This window comes from Pseudonocardia halophobica, assembly GCF_027922425.1.
GTDB lineage: Bacteria > Actinomycetota > Actinomycetes > Mycobacteriales > Pseudonocardiaceae > Pseudonocardia > Pseudonocardia halophobica.
Window position 1 is genome coordinate 276,880 of record NZ_BSFQ01000001.1, and the last position, 24,188, is coordinate 301,067.

Annotated in this window: 19 protein-coding genes and 6 pseudogenes; 12 read left to right on the forward strand and 13 right to left on the reverse strand. The window is 71.6% G+C overall.

Annotation, left to right across the window (positions count from 1 at the left end):
• Window positions 1-183: 183 nt before the first annotated feature.
• The gene (locus PKE99_RS01345; RefSeq protein ID WP_037042043.1) at window positions 184-990 is read left to right on the forward strand and encodes a hypothetical protein; all 807 of its coding nucleotides are present in this window, start codon (window positions 184-186) and stop codon (window positions 988-990) included.
• Window positions 980-1,297 (forward strand): hypothetical protein, encoded by a 318-nt coding sequence (locus PKE99_RS01350; RefSeq protein ID WP_037042042.1) that lies wholly within the window; start codon window positions 980-982, stop codon window positions 1,295-1,297. The genes PKE99_RS01345 and PKE99_RS01350 overlap by 11 nt, the downstream gene beginning before the upstream one ends.
• A gap of 265 nt (window positions 1,298-1,562) precedes the next feature.
• Here PKE99_RS01350 and PKE99_RS01355 read toward each other — a convergent pair.
• The 6 genes and pseudogenes from PKE99_RS01355 to PKE99_RS01380 form a co-directional block, all read right to left on the reverse strand.
• A pseudogene (locus PKE99_RS01355) lies at window positions 1,563-1,970 on the reverse strand (transposase); the annotation flags it as partial.
• Window positions 1,971-1,991: 21 nt separating this feature from the next.
• Window positions 1,992-3,248 (reverse strand): annotated as a pseudogene (locus tag PKE99_RS01360) (IS110 family RNA-guided transposase).
• 238 nt (window positions 3,249-3,486) lie between these two features.
• Window positions 3,487-4,374: pseudogene (locus PKE99_RS01365) on the reverse strand (IS3 family transposase); the annotation flags it as partial.
• Window positions 4,375-4,818: 444 nt separating this feature from the next.
• A pseudogene (locus tag PKE99_RS01370) lies at window positions 4,819-5,142 on the reverse strand (transposase); the annotation flags it as partial.
• Complete coding sequence (locus PKE99_RS01375; RefSeq protein WP_231498082.1) at window positions 5,139-5,306, reverse strand: hypothetical protein; 168 nt, start codon at window positions 5,304-5,306, stop codon at window positions 5,139-5,141. The gene PKE99_RS01375 and the pseudogene PKE99_RS01370, both read right to left, overlap by 4 nt.
• Before the next feature lie 6 nt (window positions 5,307-5,312).
• A pseudogene (locus tag PKE99_RS01380) lies at window positions 5,313-5,378 on the reverse strand (hypothetical protein); the annotation flags it as partial.
• Window positions 5,379-5,430: 52 nt separating this feature from the next.
• On the opposite strand from PKE99_RS01380, the pseudogene PKE99_RS01385 reads away from it, so the two are divergent.
• Together PKE99_RS01385 and PKE99_RS01390 are read left to right on the forward strand one after the other, a co-directional pair.
• Window positions 5,431-5,573, forward strand: a pseudogene (locus tag PKE99_RS01385) (transposase); the annotation flags it as partial.
• 379 nt (window positions 5,574-5,952) lie between these two features.
• Window positions 5,953-6,975: a JmjC domain-containing protein gene (locus PKE99_RS01390; RefSeq protein ID WP_306470721.1), complete on the forward strand. Its 1,023-nt coding sequence runs from the start codon at window positions 5,953-5,955 to the stop codon at window positions 6,973-6,975.
• Between the two features lie 310 nt (window positions 6,976-7,285).
• Here PKE99_RS01390 and PKE99_RS01395 read toward each other — a convergent pair whose 3' ends face one another.
• From PKE99_RS01395 to PKE99_RS01405, 3 genes are all read right to left on the reverse strand, one after another.
• A complete protein-coding gene (locus PKE99_RS01395; protein ID WP_156067293.1) occupies window positions 7,286-8,809 on the reverse strand; it encodes a helix-turn-helix domain-containing protein in 1,524 nt (507 codons plus the stop codon).
• 471 nt (window positions 8,810-9,280) lie between these two features.
• Window positions 9,281-10,099: an alpha/beta fold hydrolase gene (locus PKE99_RS01400; RefSeq protein ID WP_037042032.1), complete on the reverse strand. Its 819-nt coding sequence runs from the start codon at window positions 10,097-10,099 to the stop codon at window positions 9,281-9,283.
• A 47-nt stretch (window positions 10,100-10,146) separates the two neighbouring features.
• Window positions 10,147-10,695, reverse strand: a complete 549-nt coding sequence (locus PKE99_RS01405; RefSeq protein ID WP_037042030.1) for a TetR/AcrR family transcriptional regulator — start codon at window positions 10,693-10,695, stop codon at window positions 10,147-10,149.
• Between the two features lie 187 nt (window positions 10,696-10,882).
• On the opposite strand from PKE99_RS01405, the gene PKE99_RS01410 reads away from it, so the two are divergent.
• Window positions 10,883-12,454 (forward strand): MFS transporter, encoded by a 1,572-nt coding sequence (locus PKE99_RS01410; RefSeq protein ID WP_037042029.1) that lies wholly within the window; start codon window positions 10,883-10,885, stop codon window positions 12,452-12,454.
• Here PKE99_RS01410 and PKE99_RS01415 read toward each other — a convergent pair.
• Window positions 12,423-13,394 (reverse strand): helix-turn-helix transcriptional regulator, encoded by a 972-nt coding sequence (locus PKE99_RS01415; RefSeq protein WP_037042028.1) that lies wholly within the window; start codon window positions 13,392-13,394, stop codon window positions 12,423-12,425. The genes PKE99_RS01410 and PKE99_RS01415 overlap by 32 nt on opposite strands.
• Before the next feature lie 53 nt (window positions 13,395-13,447).
• Between PKE99_RS01415 and PKE99_RS01420 the strand changes: the two genes are divergently transcribed.
• From PKE99_RS01420 to PKE99_RS01445, 6 genes are all read left to right on the forward strand, one after another.
• Window positions 13,448-14,164, forward strand: coding sequence for an alpha/beta fold hydrolase (locus PKE99_RS01420; protein WP_037042027.1), 717 nt, complete (start codon window positions 13,448-13,450; stop codon window positions 14,162-14,164).
• Window positions 14,165-14,395: 231 nt separating this feature from the next.
• Window positions 14,396-14,725 (forward strand): hypothetical protein, encoded by a 330-nt coding sequence (locus PKE99_RS01425; RefSeq protein WP_037042026.1) that lies wholly within the window; start codon window positions 14,396-14,398, stop codon window positions 14,723-14,725.
• A 377-nt stretch (window positions 14,726-15,102) separates the two neighbouring features.
• Entirely contained in the window at window positions 15,103-16,929 is a 1,827-nt protein-coding gene (locus PKE99_RS01430) for a phosphoenolpyruvate carboxykinase (GTP) (protein WP_037042023.1), read from the forward strand.
• A gap of 206 nt (window positions 16,930-17,135) precedes the next feature.
• A complete protein-coding gene (locus PKE99_RS01435) occupies window positions 17,136-17,405 on the forward strand; it encodes a DUF3311 domain-containing protein (protein WP_037042022.1) in 270 nt (89 codons plus the stop codon).
• Window positions 17,402-19,060, forward strand: a complete 1,659-nt coding sequence (gene mctP, locus PKE99_RS01440; RefSeq protein WP_037042021.1) for a monocarboxylate uptake permease MctP — start codon at window positions 17,402-17,404, stop codon at window positions 19,058-19,060. The genes PKE99_RS01435 and mctP overlap by 4 nt, the downstream gene beginning before the upstream one ends.
• A 190-nt stretch (window positions 19,061-19,250) precedes the next feature.
• Window positions 19,251-21,266: a hypothetical protein gene (locus PKE99_RS01445; protein ID WP_037042019.1), complete on the forward strand. Its 2,016-nt coding sequence runs from the start codon at window positions 19,251-19,253 to the stop codon at window positions 21,264-21,266.
• Between the two features lie 132 nt (window positions 21,267-21,398).
• On the opposite strand, the gene PKE99_RS01450 is transcribed toward PKE99_RS01445, so the two are convergent.
• Window positions 21,399-21,728 carry a DUF3024 domain-containing protein gene (locus PKE99_RS01450; protein WP_037042018.1) on the reverse strand — a complete coding sequence of 110 codons (330 nt, stop codon included), beginning with the start codon at window positions 21,726-21,728 and terminating at the stop codon, window positions 21,399-21,401.
• Between the two features lie 342 nt (window positions 21,729-22,070).
• On the opposite strand from PKE99_RS01450, the gene PKE99_RS01455 reads away from it, so the two are divergent.
• A complete protein-coding gene (locus PKE99_RS01455; protein WP_037042016.1) occupies window positions 22,071-22,649 on the forward strand; it encodes a peroxidase-related enzyme in 579 nt (192 codons plus the stop codon).
• A 14-nt stretch (window positions 22,650-22,663) separates the two neighbouring features.
• Here PKE99_RS01455 and PKE99_RS01460 read toward each other — a convergent pair whose 3' ends face one another.
• Together PKE99_RS01460 and PKE99_RS01465 are read right to left on the reverse strand one after the other, a co-directional pair.
• Window positions 22,664-23,152, reverse strand: coding sequence for a hypothetical protein (locus PKE99_RS01460; protein WP_037042015.1), 489 nt, complete (start codon window positions 23,150-23,152; stop codon window positions 22,664-22,666).
• A gap of 128 nt (window positions 23,153-23,280) precedes the next feature.
• Window positions 23,281-24,141 (reverse strand): type 2 periplasmic-binding domain-containing protein, encoded by an 861-nt coding sequence (locus PKE99_RS01465; protein WP_037042013.1) that lies wholly within the window; start codon window positions 24,139-24,141, stop codon window positions 23,281-23,283.
• Window positions 24,142-24,188: the final 47 nt, after the last annotated feature.

The following is a 24,188-nucleotide window of genomic DNA, read 5'->3' on the forward strand; positions in this document are numbered from 1 at the left end:
CAGGTCGCGTGCGAGCGTGCGGCGGTGCCGCGCCGGACGGGCCCCGGGGAGGATCCCCCGGCGGGGGTGAGCCGCGGTGGTCGCGCGGGACGACCACGCGGCGCCGGAGGCGTCCGTTCACGCGCGTGAAGGGTTCCGCCGATCCATCCCGCGGGCCGCCCCCGGTCGGCGAGGCTGCCCGCCGTGACCACGACCGCAGCCCTGCCTCCGCTGACCCGCCGGCACGCCGAGGCGTTGCGCGCCAGGCGGACCGAGGTCGCCGCCGCACTGGCCGAAGTGGACGGACGGCACCGGGCGCGGCTGCGCGGTGATCTCGCCCTCGTCCGGCTCCGCGCGACCGCCGACCTCGCGGCCGCCCTCCGTGACCTGCGCACCCTGAGCGCCCCGTGGATCAGCGGCCCGCGCTCGTCGCTGCCGGACGTGCTGGAACCCGCGATCGGGCGCGCGACGGCCACGCTCCTCGCCCGCAGCAGGGGAGAGGCCGAGGCGGCGGTGCGGCGCGCGGCGGGCCGGATGCTCGGCCCGCTCCCGTTGCCGCCCGAGCTCGTCCCCCGGCCGTCGAGGGAAGCGGGCGCGATCACGGCGCGGCTGCCCGACCCCCCGGGGCGCGTGGGGTGGCTGGACGCGGTGGTGCGCACCGGGTCCGGCACCGCCGTCGTGCGGTTGGCGCTCGTCCTCGTCGCGGGCGCACCCGCGCTGGGGTTGTCCGTGGCGGGTGGCCGCACCCTCCTGCCGGCGGCGATCGGGCTGGCCGTGGCCGCGGTGGTGCTGCTCGCGCGGCGCCGGCGGGCGGCCGTCGAGCGCGAGGAGTGGGGGTACTGGCTCGACACGGCGCTGCGCGACGCCGAAGCCGCGACCGTGTCGGCGTTGTCCGCCTTGCTGATCGACCTCGAGCGGCGGGCCACCGAACTGCTCGACCGCACCGCCGCCGAGCGCCGCACCGCGCTCACCGCGGAGCTGAGATCGCTGGGAGGTCCCGGTGCGCGCTGAGCCGGACGGGGACGTCGACGCCCCGGTGCGGGCCGAACCCCTCGGGTACGACCCCTCCGTGCCGATCCGCGTCGCGGTCGGCGCCGACGATCTCGACACGGACGCCGACGGCCACGCCGACTCCGCGGTCCTCGCGGACGGGCCGGACCTCGTGCTGCACACCGACTTCGACGGCGACGGCCTCGCCGACCGCGTCCTCCGCCTCGGCCCGACGACGCTCCCCGCGCACCCGGTCCGTCCGTCCACCGTGGAGCCTCCGGGCGAGGTGCACTGGTGGGCGCCGTGGACCTGGTTCGCCGACCCCTGAGTGACAGCACCCGACCGGTCTAGCTACAGCCGACCGAGTTCGGATGGGTCTGGATGGGAGTCGAAATCCGTCTGATTGCGTTGTGGCATCTCGAATCGCGATGCTGCCTCATAGGACGGTGTAGATCGTGAACGGCCGCGGTGTTTGTCGCCGAGGTCGGCGCAACCCCGTTGCCGTAGCGCACCATGCCGCCCAGACCTTCCGGCGCGGCGAAGGGATGACCGGCAGCGGGCCTTGACCCCGGTTCATGGACACAGGGGTGGGATTACGCGGCTGCCGGGACGGTAGCTGCGTGGGCCTTCTCGTAGCCGTTCGGGGTCTGGTAGCGGCACCAGGAGTGCCGGCGTCGGGTGTTGTAGCGGGTCAGCCAGCGGAACAGCTCGCGCCGGCAGGTGGGCTCGTCGGGCCAGGTCGAGGCGTCTTGGAGGACCTCCCGTTTGACGGTGGCGTTGAACGACTCGGCCAGGGCGTTGTCGGTGCTCGACCCGACCGCGCCCACGGACTGGGTCACCCCGAGCTCGTCGCAGAGCCGGGCGTAGACACGGGAGGTGTAGACCGACCCGTGGTCGGAGTGGAAGATCGCCCCGCCGAGGCTGCCGCGGGTCGCGGCGGCGCGCAGGGCGTCTTCGACCAGCTCAATGCGCATGTGGTCGGCGACCGCCCACCCGGTCAGACATCCCATGGCGTAGCGGTGTCAAGCGGCGGCGGTGAAGCGGTGGGCCCAGGCGGTGGTCTCGTCGTAGGTGGTTCGGGTCTTGAGGCAGCCGTGCAGGATCCCGACGAGCCGGTTCCCGAGCTGGCGTAGGGCGGCGTGGTGACCGACTTTGCGGGCTCGGAGCTGGTCGTAGTAGGCGCGGGCGCCTGGTGAGTTCGTGAGCGCGTAGAAGGCCCATTGGTGGACGGCGTCGCCGAGGCGTTTGTTGCGGGCGTAGCGGGCCAGCACGACGGTGCGCCGTCCGGAGGCGCGGGTGATCGGTGAGGTTCCGGCGTAGTTCTTGCGGGCTTTCGCGTCGCGGTAGCGGTGCGGGTCGTCTCCGAACTCGGCGAGCACCCGGGCCCCGAGGATCGCACCGAGGCCGGGTTGGCTGGTGTAGATCTCAGCGTCCGGGTGCCGGCCAAAACCCTCGCCCAGCACCGCCTCCAGCGGCGGGAGCTGGGCGATGATCCCGGCCAGCAGCCGGATCTGAGTGCCCGCGACGACTGCGTAGGCCGACTCCAACGCCGCCGGCTGGCGCAGCGCCGGGGCCCGCAGCGCGGTCTGGATCAGCTCGGCGCGGGCCTCGACATCACGCCGTCGGGCCCTCTTCAAGATCGCAGCGATCTTCGACCGTGACAGCCGGGCCGCCCGGTCCGGGTCCCCGGCTCGCTCGATCAGCTCGAGGGCGTCGGGGTCGGTGAGCTCCAGGCGGCCCGCCGTGATCACGTCCAGGGCGGCGGGGAAGTACTCCCGCAACGCCTGCCGCAGCCGCTGAGCATGTCGGGTGCGGTCCCAAACCAGACTCTGGTGCGTGCGGGCGATCATCTTCAGGCCCTCGACCTGCGCGGAGTCCCCGGCCACCGGGCGGTGATGGGCCCGGTCGAGGCGCACGATCTCGGCCAGCACGTGGGCGTCGCCCGGGTCGGACTTTGCTCCCGAGGTGGAGTGCCGTTCCCGATAGCGGGCCGCCGACAGCGGGTTGATCGCGAACACCTCATACCCGGCTGCGACCAGCGCCGCGACCCACGGACCGCGGTCGGTCTCGATCCCGACCACCACAGCCCCGGCCGCGAACATCCCGGTCTCCGGGTCGACGTCGGCGTCGTCGAGGTGCTCGGCGATCATCTCGTGCAGCCGGGTCATCCCGGCCATGCCGTCGCCCAGCCGGGCCCGGCCCAGACGCCTCCCGGTGTCGTCGAGCAACTCGACGTCGTGGTGATCCTCGGCTCAGTCATCACCCACGAACACCGTCATCCGGCCTCCCGCGCACTCCATCAGCAACAACGGCAGCGAGAGGAGACCACTGCGCTCTAATGGTCAAGTGCTCACCCACCACACGTCGCACGCGGGGGCACGTCATCCCATCAGCAGTCTCAGTCCCTCACGACCAGCGGGCGCACGGTCTGACCGTAGAGCTCGACGCTCGGAGGTCGGGAGTGCTGACCCGCTGGCCGCTACCGGAGCCAAGCCTGGCACAACCAAGCCCGACAGGACCCATTAGATGTCGGGAACAGCAGTCGATGACCGTGGCCAGGTAGAGATTGCCGCCGTCGGCCAGCGGCAGGTAGGTGATGTCCCCGACGTAGACGCGGTTCGGCGCCTCGGCGGTGAAGTCGCGCCCGAGCAGGTCGGGCACCGCGCCCTCGGCGGGCTCGGGGATCGTGGTGCGGACCTTGCGGCGTCGGCGGTAGCCGTGGATGCCGTGCGCGCATGATTCGGGCGATCCGCTTGTGGTTGACCCGCCGCTGCGGTGGCGCTTCGTCGCCCCGCTCGGCGGTGATCCTGGGCCGCCCGCAGGTGCTGTCCGCGGCGTGCACCGTGCGGATCCGCTGCGCGAGCGTGGCATCGGCAGCGGCGCGCGCGGCCCGGGCCGCCGCGGTGGCCTTCCAGGCGTAGAACGAGGAACGTCGCACGTCGAGCAGGGCGCACAACCGCTTCACGCTCCAGCCGGGGCTGCAGGTGCCGGAGTGGTCGGCGACGAACTGGAAGCGGTTCACCAGTTCGTCTCCCCGGCGAAATACTTGGCCGCCGCGCGCAGGATCTCCCGCTCGGTGACGAGCTTGGCCTTCTCCGCCTGCAACGCGGCGTTCTCGGCCTCCAGCCGTGCCAGTCGCTGCTCCGCGGTCTCCGGCTCACCGGTATCGGACCCGGCGCCACCGGCACATGGTCGATGCGAGGAGCGGGGTGTGAGCGGGCTACGGGCCGCGGTGCCGTCCGCGGCGGTCTTGCGGCCGGTGCCGAGCCGCTCGAGCCACATCCGAAGGGTGCCCCGCTCGATGCCCAGGTCCTCGGCGATGCCGCGCACCGTCGCGCCCGGCGTGGACTCGTACAACTCCACGGCCTGCCGACAGAACTCGTCGGAGTAGTTCTTGCGGGCCATGGTCGTGGGTCATCTCGCTTCGCCCGCAATGCGGGGATCAGCGTGTCCATGAACCGGGGTCAGGGCACCACCTCGCCAGTCTCCTTGCTGATTCAGCGCCTCTGCCAGACCCAGGCCGATTCACCACCGACGCCCAAAACGCCAACTCCGGGCCCAGGTGATCACCGCACCGGACCCAATGCGGGCCTCGGTCCCGCGGTCAACGCCCGGTGATGATGATCGCCACCGCGGCCCGGCTGCGACCCACCGCCACGGATGTGCACGTGTTCACCATGCTGACCACCCTGCGGGCGCCGGCCCGGCGGATCCGGATGCTGCGGGGGAAACCGACGCCCACGAGCGGGCGATCCGCGCGATCGTGCGCGCCTGGCGCCCGGACCTGCTCGCGATCTCCGGGGTCGGGCCCATCGTCGCCGCGGTCGTGCTCGCCGCCTGGTCGCACGCGACGAGCTTCTCCATCCGCCGTGTGGAGACCCCCGAGCAGACAGCAGGTCGCGACCAGGTGGTCAGGGCGCGTTCGGCGCGGCGGCGCCGCTCGAGGAGCCAGTCCGGGAAGTACGAGCCGTTGCGCAGCTTCGGAATACCCACGTCGATCGTGCCGGCGCGGGTGTCGAAGTCGCGGTGCCGGTAGCCGTTGCCGGTGTTCGTGCGGGACTCGGAGCGTTCGCCGTAGCCGGCGCCGCACTCCGCGTCGGCCACGGCGGACATCAGCGTGTGGATGAAGGTCGTCAACATCTGCCGCAGCAGGACGCTCCGATGGATCGTCAACCCGTGAGCGGCGGGTTTTCGAGCTGTCGGTAGAGCTGTCCGGTGATGTAGTGCTTGAGGCAGCGTTTGATCTCGTGGTCGGTCTTGCCCTTGGCGCGGCGGCGTTCGGCGAGGTCCCGGGTGGTCGGGTCGTAGCGCAACCGGGATAACGCGACGGTGCTCAAGGCGCGGTTGAGTTGGCGGTCGCCGGCGCGGTTGAGCCGATACCGGTCGGTCTTGCCCGAGCTGGCCGGGATGGGGGGCGGTGCCGGTGGCCGGGTGCGGAGTTCGGCGACTTGCGCGTCGACCCTCGACCAAGGCCCCTACACCTTCGTCACCGCCGACGCGCTCGTGCTCAAGGTCCGCGAGGGCGGGCGAGTGGTCAACGTCCATGCCCTGCTCGCCACCGGGGTCAACGCCAGGGGCACCGACAGACCCTCGGGCTGCAGGTTCCTGGAGGGATGACTCAGGCGAACGTGAACTTCGGGGCCTCGTCTCGACGAAGCGCCGCCATTCAATGCCTGAGGACCGCCAAGTCTCGTCGTCCCATGAGTGCGCCGGCCAGTGGCTCACACCTGTCACGCTTCGGCTGGCCGTCCTTCCTGATCTCCTATATATTGGAAGAGGAACTCGGTGAGCGAAATGAGTAGGTGAAGTTTGCAGAGCTTCTCAGACATGATACGCCCGGCGGATCCAGAACAATTCTTTCGAGAGGTTCTCAATCGACGTCCCTGGTACCAGCCTGCGCAGTCGTCGGATCGCTTCAGTAGACTCGTCGATTGGGCTACAGTCGACAATATCCTTATCCGTCCTGATCTCGATTTTCCTCAGGTGAAGTTTGCAAGTGATGGGCGCATCTTTTCGGCGGGACTGCTGGACCAGCAGAAGGAAGCGCGAACCCCTGAGGCGTTTCATGAGGAGTTGCGCTCCGGATCGACCCTGATTATCGACTCGTTCGAGAAGTTGCATAGGCCTGTCGCAGACGTGTGTCGCTTCACTGCAGCCTTTCTGCATGCCGACGTTGACGCGAACTTGTTCGCTAGCACGACAACCAATGCGGGTTTCGCAACACATTGGGACGACCACGACGTTTTCGTGTTGCAAGTACAAGGGTCGAAGTTGTGGCGGATTTACGAGCCGACGCGACGATCGCCCCTCGACCGAGATGTAGAAGTAAATCGTCCCCCGGCCGCCACGGCGAGGTTCAGCGAGCTACTCCTCCGCCAAGGCGACTTGTTGTACCTGCCACGGGGATATTGGCACAATGTGCAGTGCCCCGAAGGGGAGCAGAGCTTGCATCTAACCCTTAGTGCCCGTTTCGCGAATGGATTAGACTTCCTGCAGTGGCTAATCGACCGGTTGCGGGCCTTCGAAGAGCTCCGAGCCGACATCACTACCTCTTTCGGCGACACAGTTTACCTAGCTAGGGTCTGGGAGATTGTTTCGGACGCCCTCGCCGACAAGAAGCTGCTGCAGGATTTCCGGGAATTCAAAGACAACCAGAGTCCCCCATTCTCGCTTGCTCGACAGCCTGAAGACGGTCTAGATACTCCGATTCGAGCGCTGACTTCGAGACGTCAGTCCTTCACATGGCTTGCACCGCGGGCTCGGATTGTCCCGACCGTGACCTCAGTGAAGGTCATCACCAACATGCAAATGCTGACGTTCTCAGTGCGGGCCCTGCCTATCCTTTTAGGGTTGACAGGTAGACAGTGGTGGCGACTGGATAGCTTGCTCGATCTCGGAAAGAATGCGGGAGCCAGCGAAGAAGACGTTGTGCAGATGCTCCGTGCGTTGCTTGAAGTTGGGGTCGTAGGCATGCTAGCCTCCGACGAGGTGGGGTTCGCCCACTAATGATCCCATTCAAAAAGGAAGGGCGACGCGAGCATGAGAGCGGATCCCCAGCCTGCGGGCCAGAATGTTGACCAGGAACAGGCAGACGGGCTGGCAGCACCGCTGCTGATCGCGGTAAGTGCGATCCGATTGCCTGTTGTCGACGAACAGGGAGAAACCATCGGGAACGGTAAGAACCGCTCAGCGCATAGGTAGGCGGCTTTCCGTCCTCCTCGAATCGGGTTGTCAGCTCTGGCTACAGCGTCCGCGCTCGGAAGAAACGCGAATATGGAGAAGTCGGTCGGTATGGCCGGGCGATCAGTGCAGCTCCTCAGAGATTCTTCCCGGGTAGACTGCGTCCGGCAAGATCGGTCGTGAAGTCCTCGATCCGGTCGGCGAGGTCAATCCCATCTCGTGAGCGGCGGTACCGTGCATTCGCTAGCTGCCCGCGAACAATCTGCAGTCGGGGTCTTAGCCAGTCTACCCTCCTGCTGTTAGATAGAGATAGAATCGGTTCCAACGCGCTTGCGGCTCCGGATAGGTCGCCGAGCGCCAATCGTGCTGTCGACACGTCAACTCGCGCTACGGCTTCATTTCCATAAGCACGCTCCTCTATCGGCCCTTGTTCATATAGGGCTATTGCGCGCATTGCATGCGATTCTGCATTAAGCGGCTCTCGAATCAAGTTGAGCGCAGTCGCCGCATAGTACTCTTGTTTGGCCTCGGTACAGCTGAACATACCTCTGACACGCTCGGACAAGCCGTCTGAGCCGTCGGCACGCTCTCGCTCGGCCGCACCGAGCCGGAGCGCGTGAAGGGTGCCTTCGCGATCTCCATCGGCGGCTAAAGCGAGCCCGCGAAGGCTGTGCAACCGCAGCCGCGCACCAGGATTCGCTGCGATCGAGAGGCCTGACTCAGCCAGTCTGGCCGACTCACGTGGTCGGTCTGCAGTAAAGGCAGCGAAGGATTGGGCTCCCCTCACCCACGCTTGCAAGCTTGAGTCTCCGATAATCTGACCGTACGCCCACGCAGCGCGAAATTGCTCGCTCGCCGCTTCCTTGAATCCAAAGTTGTTGCTGGCGTCGCCCAGTAGGCAGCTCAACTTGCCGACCGCGAAATATAGATCATTCGTTTGGCGCGGGTACTGCCTTCTCTCCAGTAACCGATAGGCTCTGTCTCGGAGTCGTATCATTTCACCGAAGGCCGGGACCGGATCTGCGTGGAGGAAGACGCGAGCAATTCTGTCGACCTCGTCGTTCAATTCAGTGATAGTAAGATCTTCCACGTGACTTACCTCGGCCTTCTCCACGTGCCTGCTCGAGTCCTCTGCCGCTGCCATAACGAGGTTGCGCAGGGTTTTGTCGCCACTTCTATTCACCGGTCGAGCCTCGTCTAGTCCGGATTCAGTTCGGCGAGCTTGAGGAGCGCCTGCACCCGGCGCCTTCTCACCGAGTATGGTTCTCTCGATCCCCTGTATTAAGGATAGATCATCAGCTGAAAAGTGCTGTCGGTCCTGTGTATCGACCAAATCGCTGATCTCGGCCTTGAGGACGCTTGCGATTATGAGAAGGGTAGACACGGTTGGCTTGCTTCCACCCGAAGGCCAATTCTCGTAGTCACTGATCCGTTTGCCAGAGATTCTCGCGGCGGGATCCGCCAGCGCGTCGTTGCAGCGGTCAGCTAGTTCATCTTGCGAGAATCCGTTAGCGTGACGGAACGCTGCGCGAGGACGCAGGTACCATCGCCGGCTCATCTCGATCGAGATATCACGTACTGAGAATCCTTGGTTGAGCATCTGACGGCGGAGCTCTTCGCGTTCGCGCTTGGATCCAAGATTTCGAAGCTTCGGACTCATATCGAACTCCGTCCCAAGTCTAGTCGCCTTGCCGCCTAGTAGCTCACTGTAGAGACTCGACGAGGCATCCGAGGGACATGATCTCCCCTGATGCCGGAGAAACTATCCGGAACAGAGACATCGCTGCAGGTCAACGGCGTGCGAGCACTCGGAGAGTTGGGCACATAGAAGGACGGGCGTCAGCCGGGCCATTGCCGCAAGACTGTGGTGGTTTGGTGAACCCGGTCGCAGCGGGTGGCTTGAAGGAGCGTGCCAGGATGGACTCGTCACGTAAGGCTTCCCAGCGGTGCATGGATCTGGCAGGCCTCGGCATAGCCGCAGGCGCGGCGGTTGTGGGGGCATGGACTGGCCTCGACTTTGCAGCCCTCATGGGGCTTGGAGGAGCATTGGCGACGATCCTCGGTGGCTGGATTCGGGTTACGAGGAGAGGACGAGTCTGACGGCCGTCCAGAAGATCTCCGGTTCCGGTCCTCACGGGCCAAGGTGCCGGTCGAGGAACGCGCTGATCGTCGGCTTCAGCTCCTCCGCCCCGGTGAGCGGCGCCCACTGCCCGGCGCCCGGCAGCTCCACCCGTTCCCAGTCCGGCCGGGCCTCGCCGAGCACGTCGACCAGCGCGCGCACCGGCTCGAGCGGGTCCGGCGAGTGGATCAGCAGCGTGGGGGCCTCGGCCGTCGCGACCTCGGCCAGCGTGAGCCCGGGGTCGGTCACCGCGTCGAACTCGGCGAGCCGGTGCCGGAGCCCCTTCACCACGGAGGCCTGGCGCTCGGCCGGGAGCGCGTCCCAGTGGCCCGGCCCGAGCCAGTGGTCGGTGAGCTCGCGCGCCGCCTCGTCCGGCCGCCCGGCCGCGATGCCCTCCGCCAGCCGGTCCCGGGAGGCGCACACGGCGTCGAACAGGTCGTCGTGGCCCGCGCGGGCGAGCAGCGCGAACGGCGTCGGCTCGACGAGGACCAGGGCCCGGACCCGCTCGCCCAGCTCGACGGCGGCCCGCATCGCGACGGCCCCGCCGAAGGAGTGCCCGACCAGCCCCAGCCGTTCCGTGCTGCCCGCGGTCACCGCGTGCACGAGCCGGACCTGGTCGGTCAGCGTCTGCGGCCGGAAGCCCGGCCAGGGCGGGGTGGCGCCGTGCCCGTGCAGGTCCAGCGTGAGCACCCGGTAGCGGTCCAGCAGCGCGTCCGCGAGCGGGTCCCACACCCGGCGTCCGCCGGCGATCGAGCCGAGCAGCACCACGGGCGGGCCCGCCCCCACCCGGTCCACGTCCACGTCGACGACGCCGCGTCGCACCAGCACCATCCGATTCGTCCCCCCGGGCCGGAGAGTCGGCGCGGGGGGAGCCGGCGTTAGCCCCGGGAGGACGAGATCAACAACTCACGGAGCCGCGCGACGAGCGCGTCGACGCCGACGTCGCCGGTCAGCGGGGCGCCGGTGAGCGTGCGCAGGTACAGCCCGTCGCCGACGAGCTGGATGAGCCAGGACAGCACCGGGTCCGGGACCTCGGTGCGCAGCGCGGCGAGGCCGTGCGCGTCGACGTCCGCGAGGGCGCGGCGGGTCGCCTCGCCGGTGGCACTGCCGTCGGCGATGCGCAGGGCGGCGAGGTAGGTGCGGGTCAGCCCGACCGGCGAGGCCGCGCCGGGCACGGAGGTCTGCAGGTAGTAGGCCACGGCGCCGTCGGGGTCCGCGCGCATGTGCGCGACGTCGGCGGCGCTGCGTTCGCGCAGCCGCTCCAGCAGGCCCTCGGCGAGCGCCTCCTTGGACCCGAAGTGGTAGAGCAGGCCGCCCTTGGAGACCTCGGCCGCCGAGGCGACGGCATCGAGCGTGGCGCTCGCCGGACCCTGCTCGATGAGCAGCGTCTCGTAGGCGTCCAGGACGCGGTCGCGGGCGCTCGGCACATCCGGACCCTACCGACCTGCTCGCCCGGTGAGGCCGCTCACCAGCGGAATGTGCGGCTGGACCCGCCCGTTGGAGCTACTGTACCGTCCGGACGGTAAAGCTGTACCGTCCGGACGGTACAGCTGCGTCCCCGCCCCCGATACGCGCCCCCGGGCGCCGCCGGCCCATGCAAGGACCCCGTACGCCATGACCGCCACCCGGCTCTCCCCGCCGACCTCCACCCGTTCCCCGCTGCAGATCCCGGCCCGCGCCGGTGTGCGCGAGTGGCTCGCGCTCGCCGTGCTCTTCCTCCCGACGCTGCTGGTCGCCGTCGACAACACCGTGCTCGGCTTCGCCCTGCCGGCGATCAGTCGCACGCTCCGCCCGGACGCGACGACCCTGCTGTGGATCGTCGACGTCTACCCGCTCGTCCTGGCCGGGCTGCTGATCGCGATGGGCGGGCTCGGTGACCGCATCGGGCGTCGCCGGCTGCTGCTCGTCGGGATCGCCGGCTTCGGCGCGGTGTCCCTGCTGGCCGCCTTCGCGACGGACGGGGCGCACCTCGTGGCCGCGCGCGCCGCTTTGGGCTTCTTCGGCGCGATGCTGATGCCCTCGGTGCTGGCGATCCTGCGCACGATCTTCGCCGACCGCACCCAGCGGCGGCTCGCGCTCGCGATCTGGGCGACCGGCTTCGCCGCCGGCGCGGCGCTCGGCCCGATCGTCGGCGGGCTGCTGCTCGAACACTTCTGGTGGGGCGCGGTCTTCCTGGTCAACGTGCCGGTCGCGGTGCTGGTGCTGGTCGCCGCCCCGCTGGTGCTGCCCGAGTCCCGGATGGCGAACCCCGGCCGTCCGGACCTCGGCGGGGTCGTGCTGTCGATGCTGGCCGCGGCGCCCGCCGTGCTCGCGATCCACACGATCGGCGAGCACGGCTTCAGCGTCGCGTCGGTGATCGAGCTGGCCGTCGCGGGCGCGGCCGGCGCGCTGTTCGTCAGGCGCTGCCGGGACCTGCCCGGTCGCGGCCGCCGGCCGCTGATCGACCTGGACCTGTTCGCGTCGCCGGTCGTGCGGGTGTCGGTGCTGGCCAACGCGACCACGATGTTCGCCCTCACCGGGCTGCTGTTCTTCGCCGCGCAGTACCTGCAGCTGGTGCTGGGCCGCTCGCCGCTGGAGGCCGGCCTCGTGCTGGTCCCGGGGATGGTCGCGACGATCCTCGCCGGGCTCGGGGCCGCGGCCCTGGCCCGGCGCTTCCCGCTGCGGGCGCTGGTGCCGGCGGGCCTCGGGCTCGCGGCCGCGGGCTACGTGCTCTGCACGCGCCTCGGCGTCGGCTCCGCCGGGACACTGCTGCTGGTCGCCGCGGTGCTCATCGGCGCGGGCATCGGTCTGTCCGAGACGATCACGAACGACGCGATCCTCGCCGCCGCCCCCGCCGACCGGGCCGGGTCGGCCTCGGCGGTCAGCGAGACCGCGTACGAGCTCGGTGCGGTGCTGGGCACCGCGGTCCTGGGCAGCGTGCTGAGCGCGGTCTACCGGGCGGCGGTCGAGGTGCCGGCCGACGCGGCGCCGGGTGTGGCGCTCGGCGCCGCGGCGTCCGACACCGCGCGGCAGACGCTGGGTGGTGCCGTCGACGTCGCCGCCGGCCTGCCCGCTCCGGCCGCGGACGCGCTGCTCGGCTCGGCGCGGGAGGCCTTCGCCCTCGGCGTCGACGTCACCGCCGGGGTCGGCACGGCCGCGCTGCTGCTCGTCGCGCTCACCGTGGTGCTGGGCCTCCGCCGTCGCTGACCGCGTCCTCGGCGAGGCGGGCGGCGAGCCGCGCCACCGCCTCCCGGACCTCGTCGGGACGCAGCACGGTGAACCGCCGGGCGAGGCCGGCGAGGGCGCGCGCCATCCCGTCCGCGTCCTCGGCCCGGGTCCGGAGGAGCGTGCCGTCGGGGTGGGCCTCGACGGAGCCGAGCCAGGCCGGCCACCGTCGGGCAACCTCCGCGGGCGGACCGTGCACCAGGACCTCCACCTCGAGCCGGTAGGGCACCTCCGCCAGCCCGGCGACGACGTGGGCCACCGGGTCGAACCCCTCCGGCGCGGCGAACCCGGCCCCGGTCGGTGCCACCCGCGCGACCCGGTCCAGCCGGAAGGTCCGCACTGCCCCGCGACGATGGTCGTGACCCGTCACGTACCACCGTCCGGAGTGGAAGACGAGGCCGTAGGGGTCCAGCTCGCGGGTGCTCTCCTCGCCGCGCCAGGAGCGGTAGTCCAGCCGCACCCGGCGCCGGTCCCGCACCGCCTCGCCGAGGCCGAGCAGGACATCGGCCGCGGGGGCGGCCCCGTCGCGGGCGGCAATGGTGAAGCCGAGCGCCCCGGCGACGGCGGCGACCCGGTCGCGCAGCTCGGCGGGCAGCACCCGCTCCACCTTCGCCCGCGCGCTCGCCACCGCCGGGGCCGCGGCGTGCATCCCGGTGCGTTCGGCCGCGAGCAGCCCGAGCACCACGGCGACGGCCTCGTCGCCGGACAGCATGAGCGGCGGCAGCTTGTAGCCGGGCAGGAGGCGGTAGCCGCCGTACCGCCCGCGCTCCGCCACCACCGGCACGCCGAGCCCCTCCAGGGCGGCGACGTACCGGCGGACCGTGCGGACGTCGACCTCCAGGCGGTCCGCCAGCTCCGGGCCGGTCAGCCCCGGCCGGGCCTGGAGGAGCTCCAGCAGGGCGAGCACGCGACCGGCCGACATCCCGTCAGTAAACAGGACCGGATCAGCCCTGATTCGCCCTTACCGTTCTTCCCATGACGACATACGTACTGGTTCCGGGGTTCTGGTTGGGGGCGTGGGCGTGGGACGCGGTGGCCGCGGAGCTGCGCGTCGCGGGCCACGAGGTGCATCCGGTGGATCTCGGGCACGAGCCGGACGCGACCGCGGAGAGCCACGTCGACGACGTGCTGCAGGTCCTGGAGAAGGTCGGCCCGGCGGTGCTCGTGGGGCACAGCGGCGGCGGCCCGGTCTGCGCGGCCGCGGCCGAGCGGGCCCGGGACCGGGTCACGCGGCTCGTGTTCGTCGACACCGGCCCGCTCCCGGACGACGTGCCGCAGGTCGACTTCAACCCGCCGGAGGCGCAGGAGTGGATCCGTGCCCGCATCGCCGATCACGGCGGGGTGCAGCCGATGCCCACCTGCGCCGAGTTCGCGCAGCTGGGCACGAGCACCGCGGGGCTCGACGACGAGACCTTCGCCGAGCTGCACGCCCGCGCGCTCGCCGAGCCCGCCGGGGTGGTCCTCACCGGCGCCCGGCGCGGCACACCGGACCCGACGCTGCCGAAGACGGTCGTGGCGTGCAGCTTCACGCAGGCCCAGGCCCGTGAGCTGATCGCGGCCGGGGTGCCGGCCTTCGCGGAGATGGCCGGGCCGGAGTGGTCCTTCGCCGAGCTCCCGACGGGGCACTGGCCGATGCTCAGCGAGCCGGCGGCGCTGGCCCGGCTGCTGGCCGGGCTCGGCGACCCGGCCTGACCGGGCTCGGTCGGTACGCGGCCCGAGCGGGCCCCGCCGGTACCCCGCTCGTCCCGCGGGCAAACGCCGTTCGGCGCATTCCCTCGTCGTACCCGGAGGCCCGTCCGGCGCGTCGCGCCGCCGCGGGCGTACCCGGTCCGCACCATGTCCGTTGAGCCTCGGGTCGGGTGAAGTCAACGAGCTGTTCCGCGCCACCGACGCCGCGGCCGGCGAGTGCGAGGAGGTCGGACCGTGTCCCTGGACGCCGTGAGCGCGTACACCCTGGTCGTGGGCGACGAGGACGGGCCGGCCGACGTGCAGGTCTTCTCGACGGCCGAGGCCGCCTGGCGCGCGCTCGACGCGGAGATCCGCCTGCGGTGCGGCATGCGGCCGCGCCCGCGGCGGGTCACCGACCCCGAGGCGGCGGCCCGGCTGGCCGACGCCTGGCGCGCGGGCGAGCCCGAGACCCGCTTCTGGCAGGTGCAGGCGCACCGGCTCCCGATCCTGCTCCCGGCGATCGCCGGCACCCCGTCCCGGCCGTCGGGTCGCCCGTCGCGCGCGGGTGCGTTGCGCAGCGCCTGAAGAGGACGGGAATTGCTGTTCCGTCGGGCATGGTTGCGCATTTCGAATTCGTAAGCCCTGAGCCCGATTTCACACGTGCGTCATGACGGCGTCGCACCGCTGAACCACGGCGCCGGCGGCCGGCCGCCGCGCGCACGTCCCGGACGTGCCCGGATCCTCCGCGAATGCGGTGGTGAGCGCATTTGTCAGCACAAACTGTATCGATTCCATGATCGGTGTTGTGAGTCAATCGACAGTTCGCATCGATGTGTGGAACAGGGTCTGCCCGGTAACCTCTGTAGTCATCTTTCCCCGTTACGAGCCTCGTCCCGACCAGGCGAGGCTCTGCCAGCATTCCCCGGCCGGGGAACGGGGGCCGGCCAGGCTAGGAGACTCACATGACCGCAGCGACCGTCCCAGGGATCGACGATGCGCCCACGACCAATGCGCGCCTGCTGTCATGGGTGCGTGAGATCGCGGAGCTGACCGCGCCGGAGGCCGTCGTCTGGTGCGACGGGTCCGAGGCCGAGTGGGACCGCATGACGAGCCGCCTCGTCGAGGCCGGCACCTTCGTCAAGCTGAACGAGGAGAAGAAGCCCAACAGCTTCTACGCCGCCTCCGACCCGGACGACGTCGCGCGGGTCGAGGAGCGCACCTTCATCTGTTCGGCCACGGAGGAGGGCGCGGGTCCCACCAACAACTGGGCCGACCCCACGGAGATGCGCGAGACGCTGCGGGGGCTCTTCCGCGGTTGCATGCGCGGCCGCACGATGTACGTCATCCCGTTCTGCATGGGCCCGCTCGACGCCGAGGAGCCGATGCTGGGCGTCGAGATCACCGACTCCGAGTACGTCGTGGTCTCGATGAAGATCATGACCCGGATGGGCGCCTCGGTGCTGCCGCTGCTGGACGGCCCCGCAGGCGAGAAGTTCGTCCCGGCGGTGCACTCGGTCGGTGCGCCCCTCGAGCCGGGGCAGAAGGACGTGCCCTGGCCCTGCAACGACACGAAGTACATCACCCACTTCCCGGAGACCCGGGAGATCTGGTCCTTCGGCTCCGGCTACGGCGGCAACGCGCTGCTGGGCAAGAAGTGCTACGCGCTGCGGATCGCCTCCGCGATCGCGCACGACGAGGGCTGGCTCGCCGAGCACATGCTGATCCTCAAGCTGATCAGCCCGGAGGAGAAGTCCTACTACGTCGCGGCGGCCTTCCCGTCGGCCTGCGGCAAGACCAACCTGGCGATGCTGCAGCCGACCGTCCCGGGCTGGCGCGCCGAGACCGTCGGGGACGACATCGCCTGGATGCGCTTCGGCGAGAACGGCCGGCTGTACGCGGTCAACCCCGAGTTCGGCTTCTTCGGCGTCGCGCCGGGCACGAACTGGAAGACCAACCCGAACGCGATGCGCACCATCGAGGCCGGGAACGCGATCTTCACCAACGTCGCGCTCACGGACGACGGCGACGTCTGGTGGGAGGGCCTGGAGGGCGACCCCCAGCACCTCAAGGACTGGAAGGGCAACGACTGGACGCCCGGGTCCGAGTCGGACGCCGCGCACCCGAACTCCCGCTACACCGTGCCGATCTCGCAGTGCCCGGTCGTGGCGCCGGAGTGGCAGGACCCGCAGGGCGTGCCGATCTCGGCGATCCTGTTCGGCGGCCGGCGCAAGACCACGGTCCCGCTGGTGACCGAGGCCCGCGACTGGCAGCACGGCACCTTCATGGGCGCCACGATGTCGTCGGAGAAGACCGCGGCCGCGACGGGCGGGCTCGGTCAGGTGCGCCGTGACCCGATGGCCATGCTGCCGTTCCTCGGCTACAACGTCGGCGACTACTTCCAGCACTGGGTGAACGTCGGCAAGGACGCGGACGCGAGCAAGCTGCCGCGGATCTTCTACGTCAACTGGTTCCGCCGCGGCGAGGACGGCCGCTTCCTGTGGCCGGGCTTCGGCGAGAACAGCCGCGTGCTGAAGTGGGTCATCGAGCGGATCGAGGGCAAGGCCGCGGCGGCCGAGACCCCGATCGGCTACGTGCCCACGCCGGACCAGATGGACCTCGAGGGCGTCGACGCCACCGCCGAGGACGTCGCGGCCGCGCTCGCCGTCGACCCCGAGGAGTGGAAGCAGGAGATCCCGCTCATCGAGGAGTGGTTCGCCAAGGTCGGCCACAAGCTGCCGACGTCGATGCGCGACGAGCTCGAGAACCTCAAGCAGCGCCTCGGCCTCTGACCCGAGCCGTACGGACGGCCCGCCCCGGATCTCCGGGGCGGGCCGTTCCGCGTTCCGCGGCGGTCCCGTCCGGGTGCCGTGATCGCCGCCCCCGGCGCGTGATCCGGCGATCTCCGCAGGACCGACCTAGGATGCGCGCGTCCGAGGCCGGTTCCTGGCGCAAGGCCGAGGCGCAGGCTGATCGTCGTCGATCGAATCGGGGAGTCATGGCCGCACACGAAGGCCGGTCCGGGTTCCGCTGGAGCCCGTGGAACCTGCTGCTCCTGGTCCCGCTGCTGATGCTCGTCACGCCGTGGTTCAACAGCACGGACCCGGTGGTGTTCGGGATGCCGTTCTTCTACTGGTCGCAGTTCCTGTGGGTGCCGGTGGGCGTCGTCTGCGTGCTCGTCGTCTACCTGCGGACGAAGGGCGACGGTGAGTACGCACCCGACGTCGACGATCGGGTGGACGACCTCGACGAGGGGGCGCGGCGATGATCCAGTGGGTGGAGCTGTCCGTCTTCGTCGTCCTCTTCCTCGTGGTGACGGTGATGGGCTTCATCGCCTCGCGCTGGCAGCGGGGCGGCGGGCTCGACCATCTCGACGAGTGGGGCCTGGGCGGCCGCAAGTTCGGCTCGTGGATCACCTGGTTCCTCGTCGGCGGTGACCTCTACACGGCCTACACCTTCGTCGCGGTGCCCGCGCTGATGTTCGGGGCCGGGGCGATGGGCTTCTTCGCGCTGCCCTACACCGTGATCCTGTACCCGATCGTCTTCCTGCCGGTGCTGCGGCTGTGGTCGGTCTCCCGGGTGCACGGCTACGTCACCCCGGCGGACTTCGTGCGCGGCCGTTACGGCAGCTCGCTACTGGCCTTCCTCGTGGCGGTCACCGGCATCGTCGCCACGATGCCCTACATCGCGCTGCAGCTCGTGGGCCTCGAGGCGGTGCTGCGGACGATGGGGCTCAACGGCACCGGCATCGCCGGGCACCTGCCGCTGCTGGTCGCGTTCGTGATCCTGGCGGTCTACACGTACCAGTCCGGGCTGCGGGCGCCGGCGCTGATCGCGTTCGTCAAGGACATCCTGATCTACCTGGTCATCCTCGTGGCCGTGATCTACCTGCCCGCCAAGTTCGGCGGCTGGTCGGACATCTTCGGCGCGGCCTCGGACAAGCTGGCCCAGCCGAGCCCGGCGACCGGCAAGCCGGCGGGCTCGATCCTGCTGACCGGCAACAACCAGCTGCAGTACATCACCCTGGCGCTGGGGTCGGCGCTCGCGCTGTTCCTCTACCCGCACTCGCTCACCGGCGTGCTCGCCTCGCGCGGGCGGGACGTGCTCAAGCGGAACATGGTGGCGCTGCCGGCGTACTCGCTGCTGCTCGGGCTGCTGGCGCTGCTCGGCTACGTCGCGATCGCCGCGGGCTCCAAGCCGATCACGAACAACGCGACCGGGCGCCCGGACACCAACACGATCATCCCCGTGCTGTTCGACGGCCAGTTCCCGGACTGGTTCGCGGGCGTCGCCTTCGCGGCCATCGGAATCGGGGCGCTGGTGCCGGCGGCGATCATGTCGATCGCGGCCGCCAACCTGTGGACGCGCAACATCTACAAGGAGTACATCCACCGCTCCGCGACGCCCTCCCAGGAGGCGCGGCAGGCCAAGCTGGCCTCGCTCGTCGTCAAGTTCGGGGCCGTGGCGTTCGTGCTGTTCGTCGACCCGCAGTTCTCGATCGACCTGCAGCTGATCGGCGGGGTGATCATCCTGCAGACGCTGCCGGCCGTGGCGATCGCGCTCTACACCCGCTGGCTGCACCGCTGGGCGCTGGTGGCGGGCTGGCTCGTCGGCATGGCGTACGGGATGTACCTGCTCTACCTCATCCCGAACCCGGCGACGGGCAGGGCGCACTTCGGCGGCTCCGCGCTGACCCTGGACAAGCTGACCGTCTTCGGCTGGCACCCGTTCGCCGGCTCCCAGGTGCAGATCTACGTGGGCTTCGTGGCGCTGATCCTCAACCTGGTGGTGGCCGTCGTCGTGTCCGCGGTGCTGCACGCGATGAAGGTCGGCAACGGCGCCGACGCCACACAGGGCCCGGACTACCACGCCGACGAGCACTCGAAGCGGCTCAAGCCGGTCGCGGACGTGCTGACGCACTGACGCCGACCGTGAGGTGAACGCCCGACGCCCGGTCGGGCGAGCGCGGTGTGCTCGTGCGGCCGAACGAGCGCACCGCGTGACCGGGTCGTCCCGTACGTGTTGCAGCACCACGCCACCGGGGTGGAACATCGGGGCCGCCTGAGCGATACCCCCGGTGACCGCCGGGAACGGCGGTGGCGGGAGGTGAGTGATGGCGGAGATCCGACGTGTGGTCCGCCACCTGCACACGGCGGGTACCGGGCGGGACGGTGAGCCGGAGGAGGAGCCCGTGGCGGAGGGTGCCGACGACGCCGATCCGCGCGCGGGCGCGCCGCGGGAGGGCGGCGGGCTGGGCGACCTCGTCGAGCGGTTGGCCGAACGCGCCGCCGACGAGGCGGAGTCCGTCGCTCCCGCAGGTGGCCCGGCCGGGCCGCCCCCGGCCGACGCGGCCACGCTCGCCGCGGCCGAGCAGGTCCGGGCCCGGATGCAGGCGGGCGCCGCCCCGGCCGGGCTGCGCCGGCTCGCCGAGGCCCTCGCCGGGGCCGAGGCCGCGACGGTGACGGACGCCGTCGCGCCGGTCGTGCCGCGGCAGCGCACCGCGTCCGAGAGCCCGGCACCGCTCACGGACGTCGTCGCGGCCGTCCGCACCGAGTCCTTCCTGGTCCTCGAGGGTCACCGCCCGACCGAGATCGCGGCGGCCGTCGACGGTCTCGCGCGGGCCGGTCTGCGGGTCGCCGTGACCGCGGCCGACCTGGCCAGGCTCGACGCGGTCGCCCCGACCGTCGACCGGCTGCCGGCCCTCACCGGACCCGAGCAGCGCGAGCTGCGGCTGCTCCTCGCCACGGCCACCCCGGCCCGGCGGGACCACGCCGCACGCGAGATCCCGCCGCCGCCCGCGTTCCCACCGGTCGACGAGATCCGGGCCCTCTGCGCCAACGCCGCCGGGGCTGCGCGGGCGCGCACCGGCGCACCGGACCTGCTGCGGGACGTCCTCACCACGCTCGACGAGCCGCGGCTCGCGGCCGTCGCCGGCGTCGCCCGTGCGGTGCGTGCCGCCCTCGACGCCCTCGGCCCGCGCGAGGACTCCTGGGTGTGGCCGCTGCTCCCCGACCTCGTGCACTCGCGCCACCGGCCGGTGTTCGACGCGTTGCGGTCGGCCTCCGCCGCAGCCCTCACCCTCGCCGACCGCTCGCGGGACCTCCCGCTCGTCACGCTCGCGGGCGCGCTGCCCCCGCACGCCCACGAGCTGCTCGTCGACTACCGCGAGTACCTCGACTCGGGCGGCCGCGCGCGGCGGCGCTTCCGCAACGGCGTGCAGCGGGAGGTGCAGCCGGTCCTCGACCTGATCCGGGTGGGCGGGCAGGTCCCCGCCGACGCCCGGTCGGTGCACGCCGCCGTGCTGCACGTCGAGCTCGCGGGCCGGCTCACCGCCGTCGACGAGGGGTGCCGCGCGCTGGGCCTCCCGACCCCCGACGACGTCGGCGACCTGCGCGCGCTCGTCACCGGGCTGGACCTGGTCGACGAGGCGGCGCGGGCGGTCGGCCAGCTGCGTCACGACGTCCTGTTCCTGCACCCCACCTCGCCCGTCGCCGTGCCGGACCTCGCCGCCGCCGAGCGCGTGGCCGCCGGCATCCTCGACGTCGCCGAGCACGGGTCCGCCCCCGAGGCGGCCGCCCGGCTCGACGCGATCGCGGACGGGCTCGCCGGCGACGCCCCGCTCGCGGAGCTGGTCGAAGGGCACCGCGCGGCCGTGGAGGCCCTGCGCGCGCGCGACGATCAGGCCTACGAGGTCGCCCTCGCCGCCCTCGCACCGGCCCGGCGGGCGGCCGCCGACCAGGCCCGCTGCGACGAGCTGCTGGCCCGGCTCCGCGCCGAGGACCCGGAGGCGGCGCGGGCCTACGCCGACGGGCGCGGGTTCGTGTGGAGCGTGCCGTTGGAGTCGCTGCTGTCCCGGCTGCCGGCCGACGACGTGCTCGACGCCGTCGTGGTGCTCGACGCCGCCGAGCTCTCCGTCGAGCGGTTGCTGGTGGCCGCGGCGGCCCCGCGGCTGCTCGCGGTCGCCGACGCGCACCCCGCCGACGCCGGGCCGACCGTCCTCGGGGCGCTGCAGCGGGCCGAGGCCCCGGTCGTCGCCCCGCCGCGCCCGCCGGACCCCGGGGGTCGGGTGGTGCGCCTCCCCACGGCCCGCCGCCCCGAGGCGCCGCGGCGGGAGCAGGCGGGGGCCTGAGGGCCGCCGGCTCTTCCTCGGACGCGCGCGTGCCGGCTTTCGGCGCACGGGGGCGGACGTCGCGGTGGCCGGCTCGGAGAGTGCTCGGCCGCAGATCGGCGTGGCCCGTGCGCGACGGGATCCGAGCGGTCCTCAGCCCGCGGCGCGGACGGCCGAGCGGATGCGGTCGAGCAGCACGAACGGGTCGTCGGCCGAGGGTTCCTGGCGCTCCCAGCGCTCGCCCGAGACCGTCGGGATGTAGAGCACCCACCGGCCGCTGTCGCGCTCGTTGCGCAGCTGCGCGAGCGGGGTCGACGACCACACCGCACCCAGCTCGGGGAACGCCGGCGGGCGGCGGTCGAGGATCGTGACGTGGTCGCCCACGGTCGTGTACGCGATCCGGCGGTGCTCGCGCTCCTCGGCGGACAGGCAGTCCGCACACCAGTCGGACAACCGGGTACGGATCTCCTCGGGCACCCCCATGCCCGCAGATGATGACGTTTGCCGGCCCGCCGGGGAAGGACCACGCCCCGGATGTTCTCCGCCGGTTACCAGCCCGGCCCGCAGGCGGCCCCGCCGGAGGCACTGCGGCACGCCCGCTCGGCCGTCCCAGACCCGCCAGTGCACCGCGCACACCCGGTCGGCCGCCGCACACCCGTCACAGCACCGCGGCACACCCGCCGGTTGCCCCCGCCACGCACTCCCCGCCACGCACTCCCCGCCACGCACTCCCCGCCACGCACTCCCCGCCGGGTACGCCGGGTCGGAGAGGGTGGGGCCTCCGGGGCGTGTCCGGGAGGCACCTGCGGAGGTACGGTCGCGGCCATGGGAGATCACGCGGTGAGCCGCTTCGGGCACGTGGAGCTGGAGGACATGCCCGAGGACCTGCGGGAACGGATCGGTGCGATCGCCGAGAAGTCCGGGTTCGTGCCCAACGTCTTCCGCGCCCTGGCGAAGCGCCCCCGCGAGCTGCGCGCCTTCCTCGACTACCACGACGCCCTCATGGACTCGGACGACGGCCTGAGCAAGGCGGAGCGCGAGCTGATCGTGGTGGCGACGTCGGGCGCCAACCACTGCACCTACTGCGTGGTGGCGCACGGCGCGATCCTGCGCATCCGCGCGAAGGACCCCGAGATCGCGGACCGGGTCGCGACCAACCCCTACGCGGTGGAGCTGAGCCGGCGCGAGCGGGCCATCGTGGACCTCGCGCTGCTGATCGCCACCGACTCCGCCGCGCTCACCGACGCCGAGCTCGACGACGCCCGCGCCGCCGGCCTCACGGACGACGAGATCTGGGACGTCGGCGCCATCACCGCCCTCTTCGCCCTCTCGAACCGTATGGCCCACCTGACGGCGCTGCGGCCCAACCCGGAGTTCTTCCTGATGGGCCGCCTGCCCCGCTGATCGACCGCCGGCCGTCACTCGCACCCGGTGCCGTCCTTGTCGGCGTCGAGGCCGTAGATGTCGCTGCCGGTGACCCGCACCGGCCCGCGGACGTACGAGGGGCCGTTGCCGCTGCCGCCCTCGCAGTCCACGTCGGAGTCGACGGGCACGCAGCCGGAGTAGTTCGGGTCGCAGTTCGACGCGGCCCGGGCGGCCGCCGTGGTGGTCCGGACCGGCGGGCGGGTCGTCGGGGCGGCCGCGCGCACCACGGTGGTCCGCGGGGCCGGCGGACGGGTGGCGGTGGCGTGCGTCGTGTGCGGGACCGTCGCGGGGGCGACCACGACCGCGGCGGTGGTCGTCGGCGGCGGAGTGGTCGTCGTGGTCGTGGTGGTGGCCGCCGGGCGGGTCGTGGTCGGCGCGGCGGCGAGCGACACCGGGGTGGCGGACGACGAGCCGCAGCCTGCGAGCAGGGCGGCGAGGAGTGCGGGGAGACCGACGGCGACGGCGGTGCGGGAGCGGATCACGAACCGTTGGTCGGTGGGGACGGTCCGCGTGCAACCGCATCCGGACGATCTTCGTCAGGACTGACGAGGACGGGCACCGACCGCGGCCGGGGTGGCCACGGGATCAGGACGAACGGGTCACGAATGGCTCACGAGCGCACGGCGGCGGCGTCGATCGCGAGGTCGCGGAGCAGCCAGCGGTCGAGGACGGCGGCGTAGGTGCCGTCGGCGATCAGCGAGGCCAGCGCGGCGCGGACGGCCGGGACCGCACGGTTGTCCACGATCATGCCGGCCGTGCCCTCGCCGTACGGGGTGCCGGGCAGCGCCAGCTTCCCCTTCCCGAGGACGACGGCGTGACCGGCGGCCGGGGCGTCGGCGACGAAGGCCTCGAGCTGGTCCGCCAGCAGGCGCCGGGTGGCGTCCTCGGCCCCGCCGACCGGCACGATCTCGATCTCCGGCCGCCGGTTGTCCGTGCAGTGCAGGTTCTCCTCGGTGACCGCCGCGTGCTGCGCCGACCCGGCGACGACGCCGATGCGGTGCCCGCAGAGCGTGGTCGGCTCGACGCGGTCCGGGTTGCCGGGCGGCGTGACGATCGCGGTGCGGGCCTCGAGCCACGGCAGCACGCTGCCGCCCAGCGGGGCCTCGGGCACCGGGACCGGCAGGATCCCGACGTCGTGCCGGGCGCCGACGAGCGCCCGCGGCAGCGCCGTCGCGGAGACCCCGTCGGACAACGACCGCAGGCCGAGCCGGGCGGCCAGCGCGGCGCCGAGCTCCTCCTCGGCCCCGCTCGCCGGCCGGGCCACGCCGGGCACGGCGACGCGCAGCGTCCCGCCCTGCAGCGCCGGCGGGAGCATCGCGGCGAGCGCCGGATCGGCGGCCACCTCGGGCAGCGGCTGCTGGACGACGCCGACGGGCGGCGCGGGGGTGGTCGCGCAACCGACGCCGCCCACGAGCACCGCCCCGGCCGCCAGTACGGCCGCGACGAGCCGGGTCAGTCCTCGGGTGCGCACCCCACGATCGTGTCATCCCGCCAGGTCTGCGCCCGATTCGGGTGCTT

Excerpts from the sequence above, each read along its gene's own strand:
- PKE99_RS01395 (WP_156067293.1), bottom strand. The coding sequence starts at position 8,809 with ATGAGTCCGAAGCTTCGAAATCTTGGATCCAAGCGCGAACGCGAAGAG.
- PKE99_RS01400 (WP_037042032.1), bottom strand. The coding sequence starts at position 10,099 with ATGGTGCTGGTGCGACGCGGCGTCGTCGACGTGGACGTGGACCGGGTG.
- PKE99_RS01410 (WP_037042029.1), top strand. The coding sequence starts at position 10,883 with ATGACCGCCACCCGGCTCTCCCCGCCGACCTCCACCCGTTCCCCGCTG.
- PKE99_RS01415 (WP_037042028.1), bottom strand. The coding sequence starts at position 13,394 with ATGTCGGCCGGTCGCGTGCTCGCCCTGCTGGAGCTCCTCCAGGCCCGG.
- PKE99_RS01420 (WP_037042027.1), top strand. The coding sequence starts at position 13,448 with ATGACGACATACGTACTGGTTCCGGGGTTCTGGTTGGGGGCGTGGGCG.
- PKE99_RS01430 (WP_037042023.1), top strand. The coding sequence starts at position 15,103 with ATGACCGCAGCGACCGTCCCAGGGATCGACGATGCGCCCACGACCAAT.
- PKE99_RS01435 (WP_037042022.1), top strand. The coding sequence starts at position 17,136 with ATGGCCGCACACGAAGGCCGGTCCGGGTTCCGCTGGAGCCCGTGGAAC.
- mctP (WP_037042021.1), top strand. The coding sequence starts at position 17,402 with ATGATCCAGTGGGTGGAGCTGTCCGTCTTCGTCGTCCTCTTCCTCGTG.
- PKE99_RS01445 (WP_037042019.1), top strand. The coding sequence starts at position 19,251 with ATGGCGGAGATCCGACGTGTGGTCCGCCACCTGCACACGGCGGGTACC.
- PKE99_RS01450 (WP_037042018.1), bottom strand. The coding sequence starts at position 21,728 with ATGGGGGTGCCCGAGGAGATCCGTACCCGGTTGTCCGACTGGTGTGCG.
- PKE99_RS01455 (WP_037042016.1), top strand. The coding sequence starts at position 22,071 with ATGGGAGATCACGCGGTGAGCCGCTTCGGGCACGTGGAGCTGGAGGAC.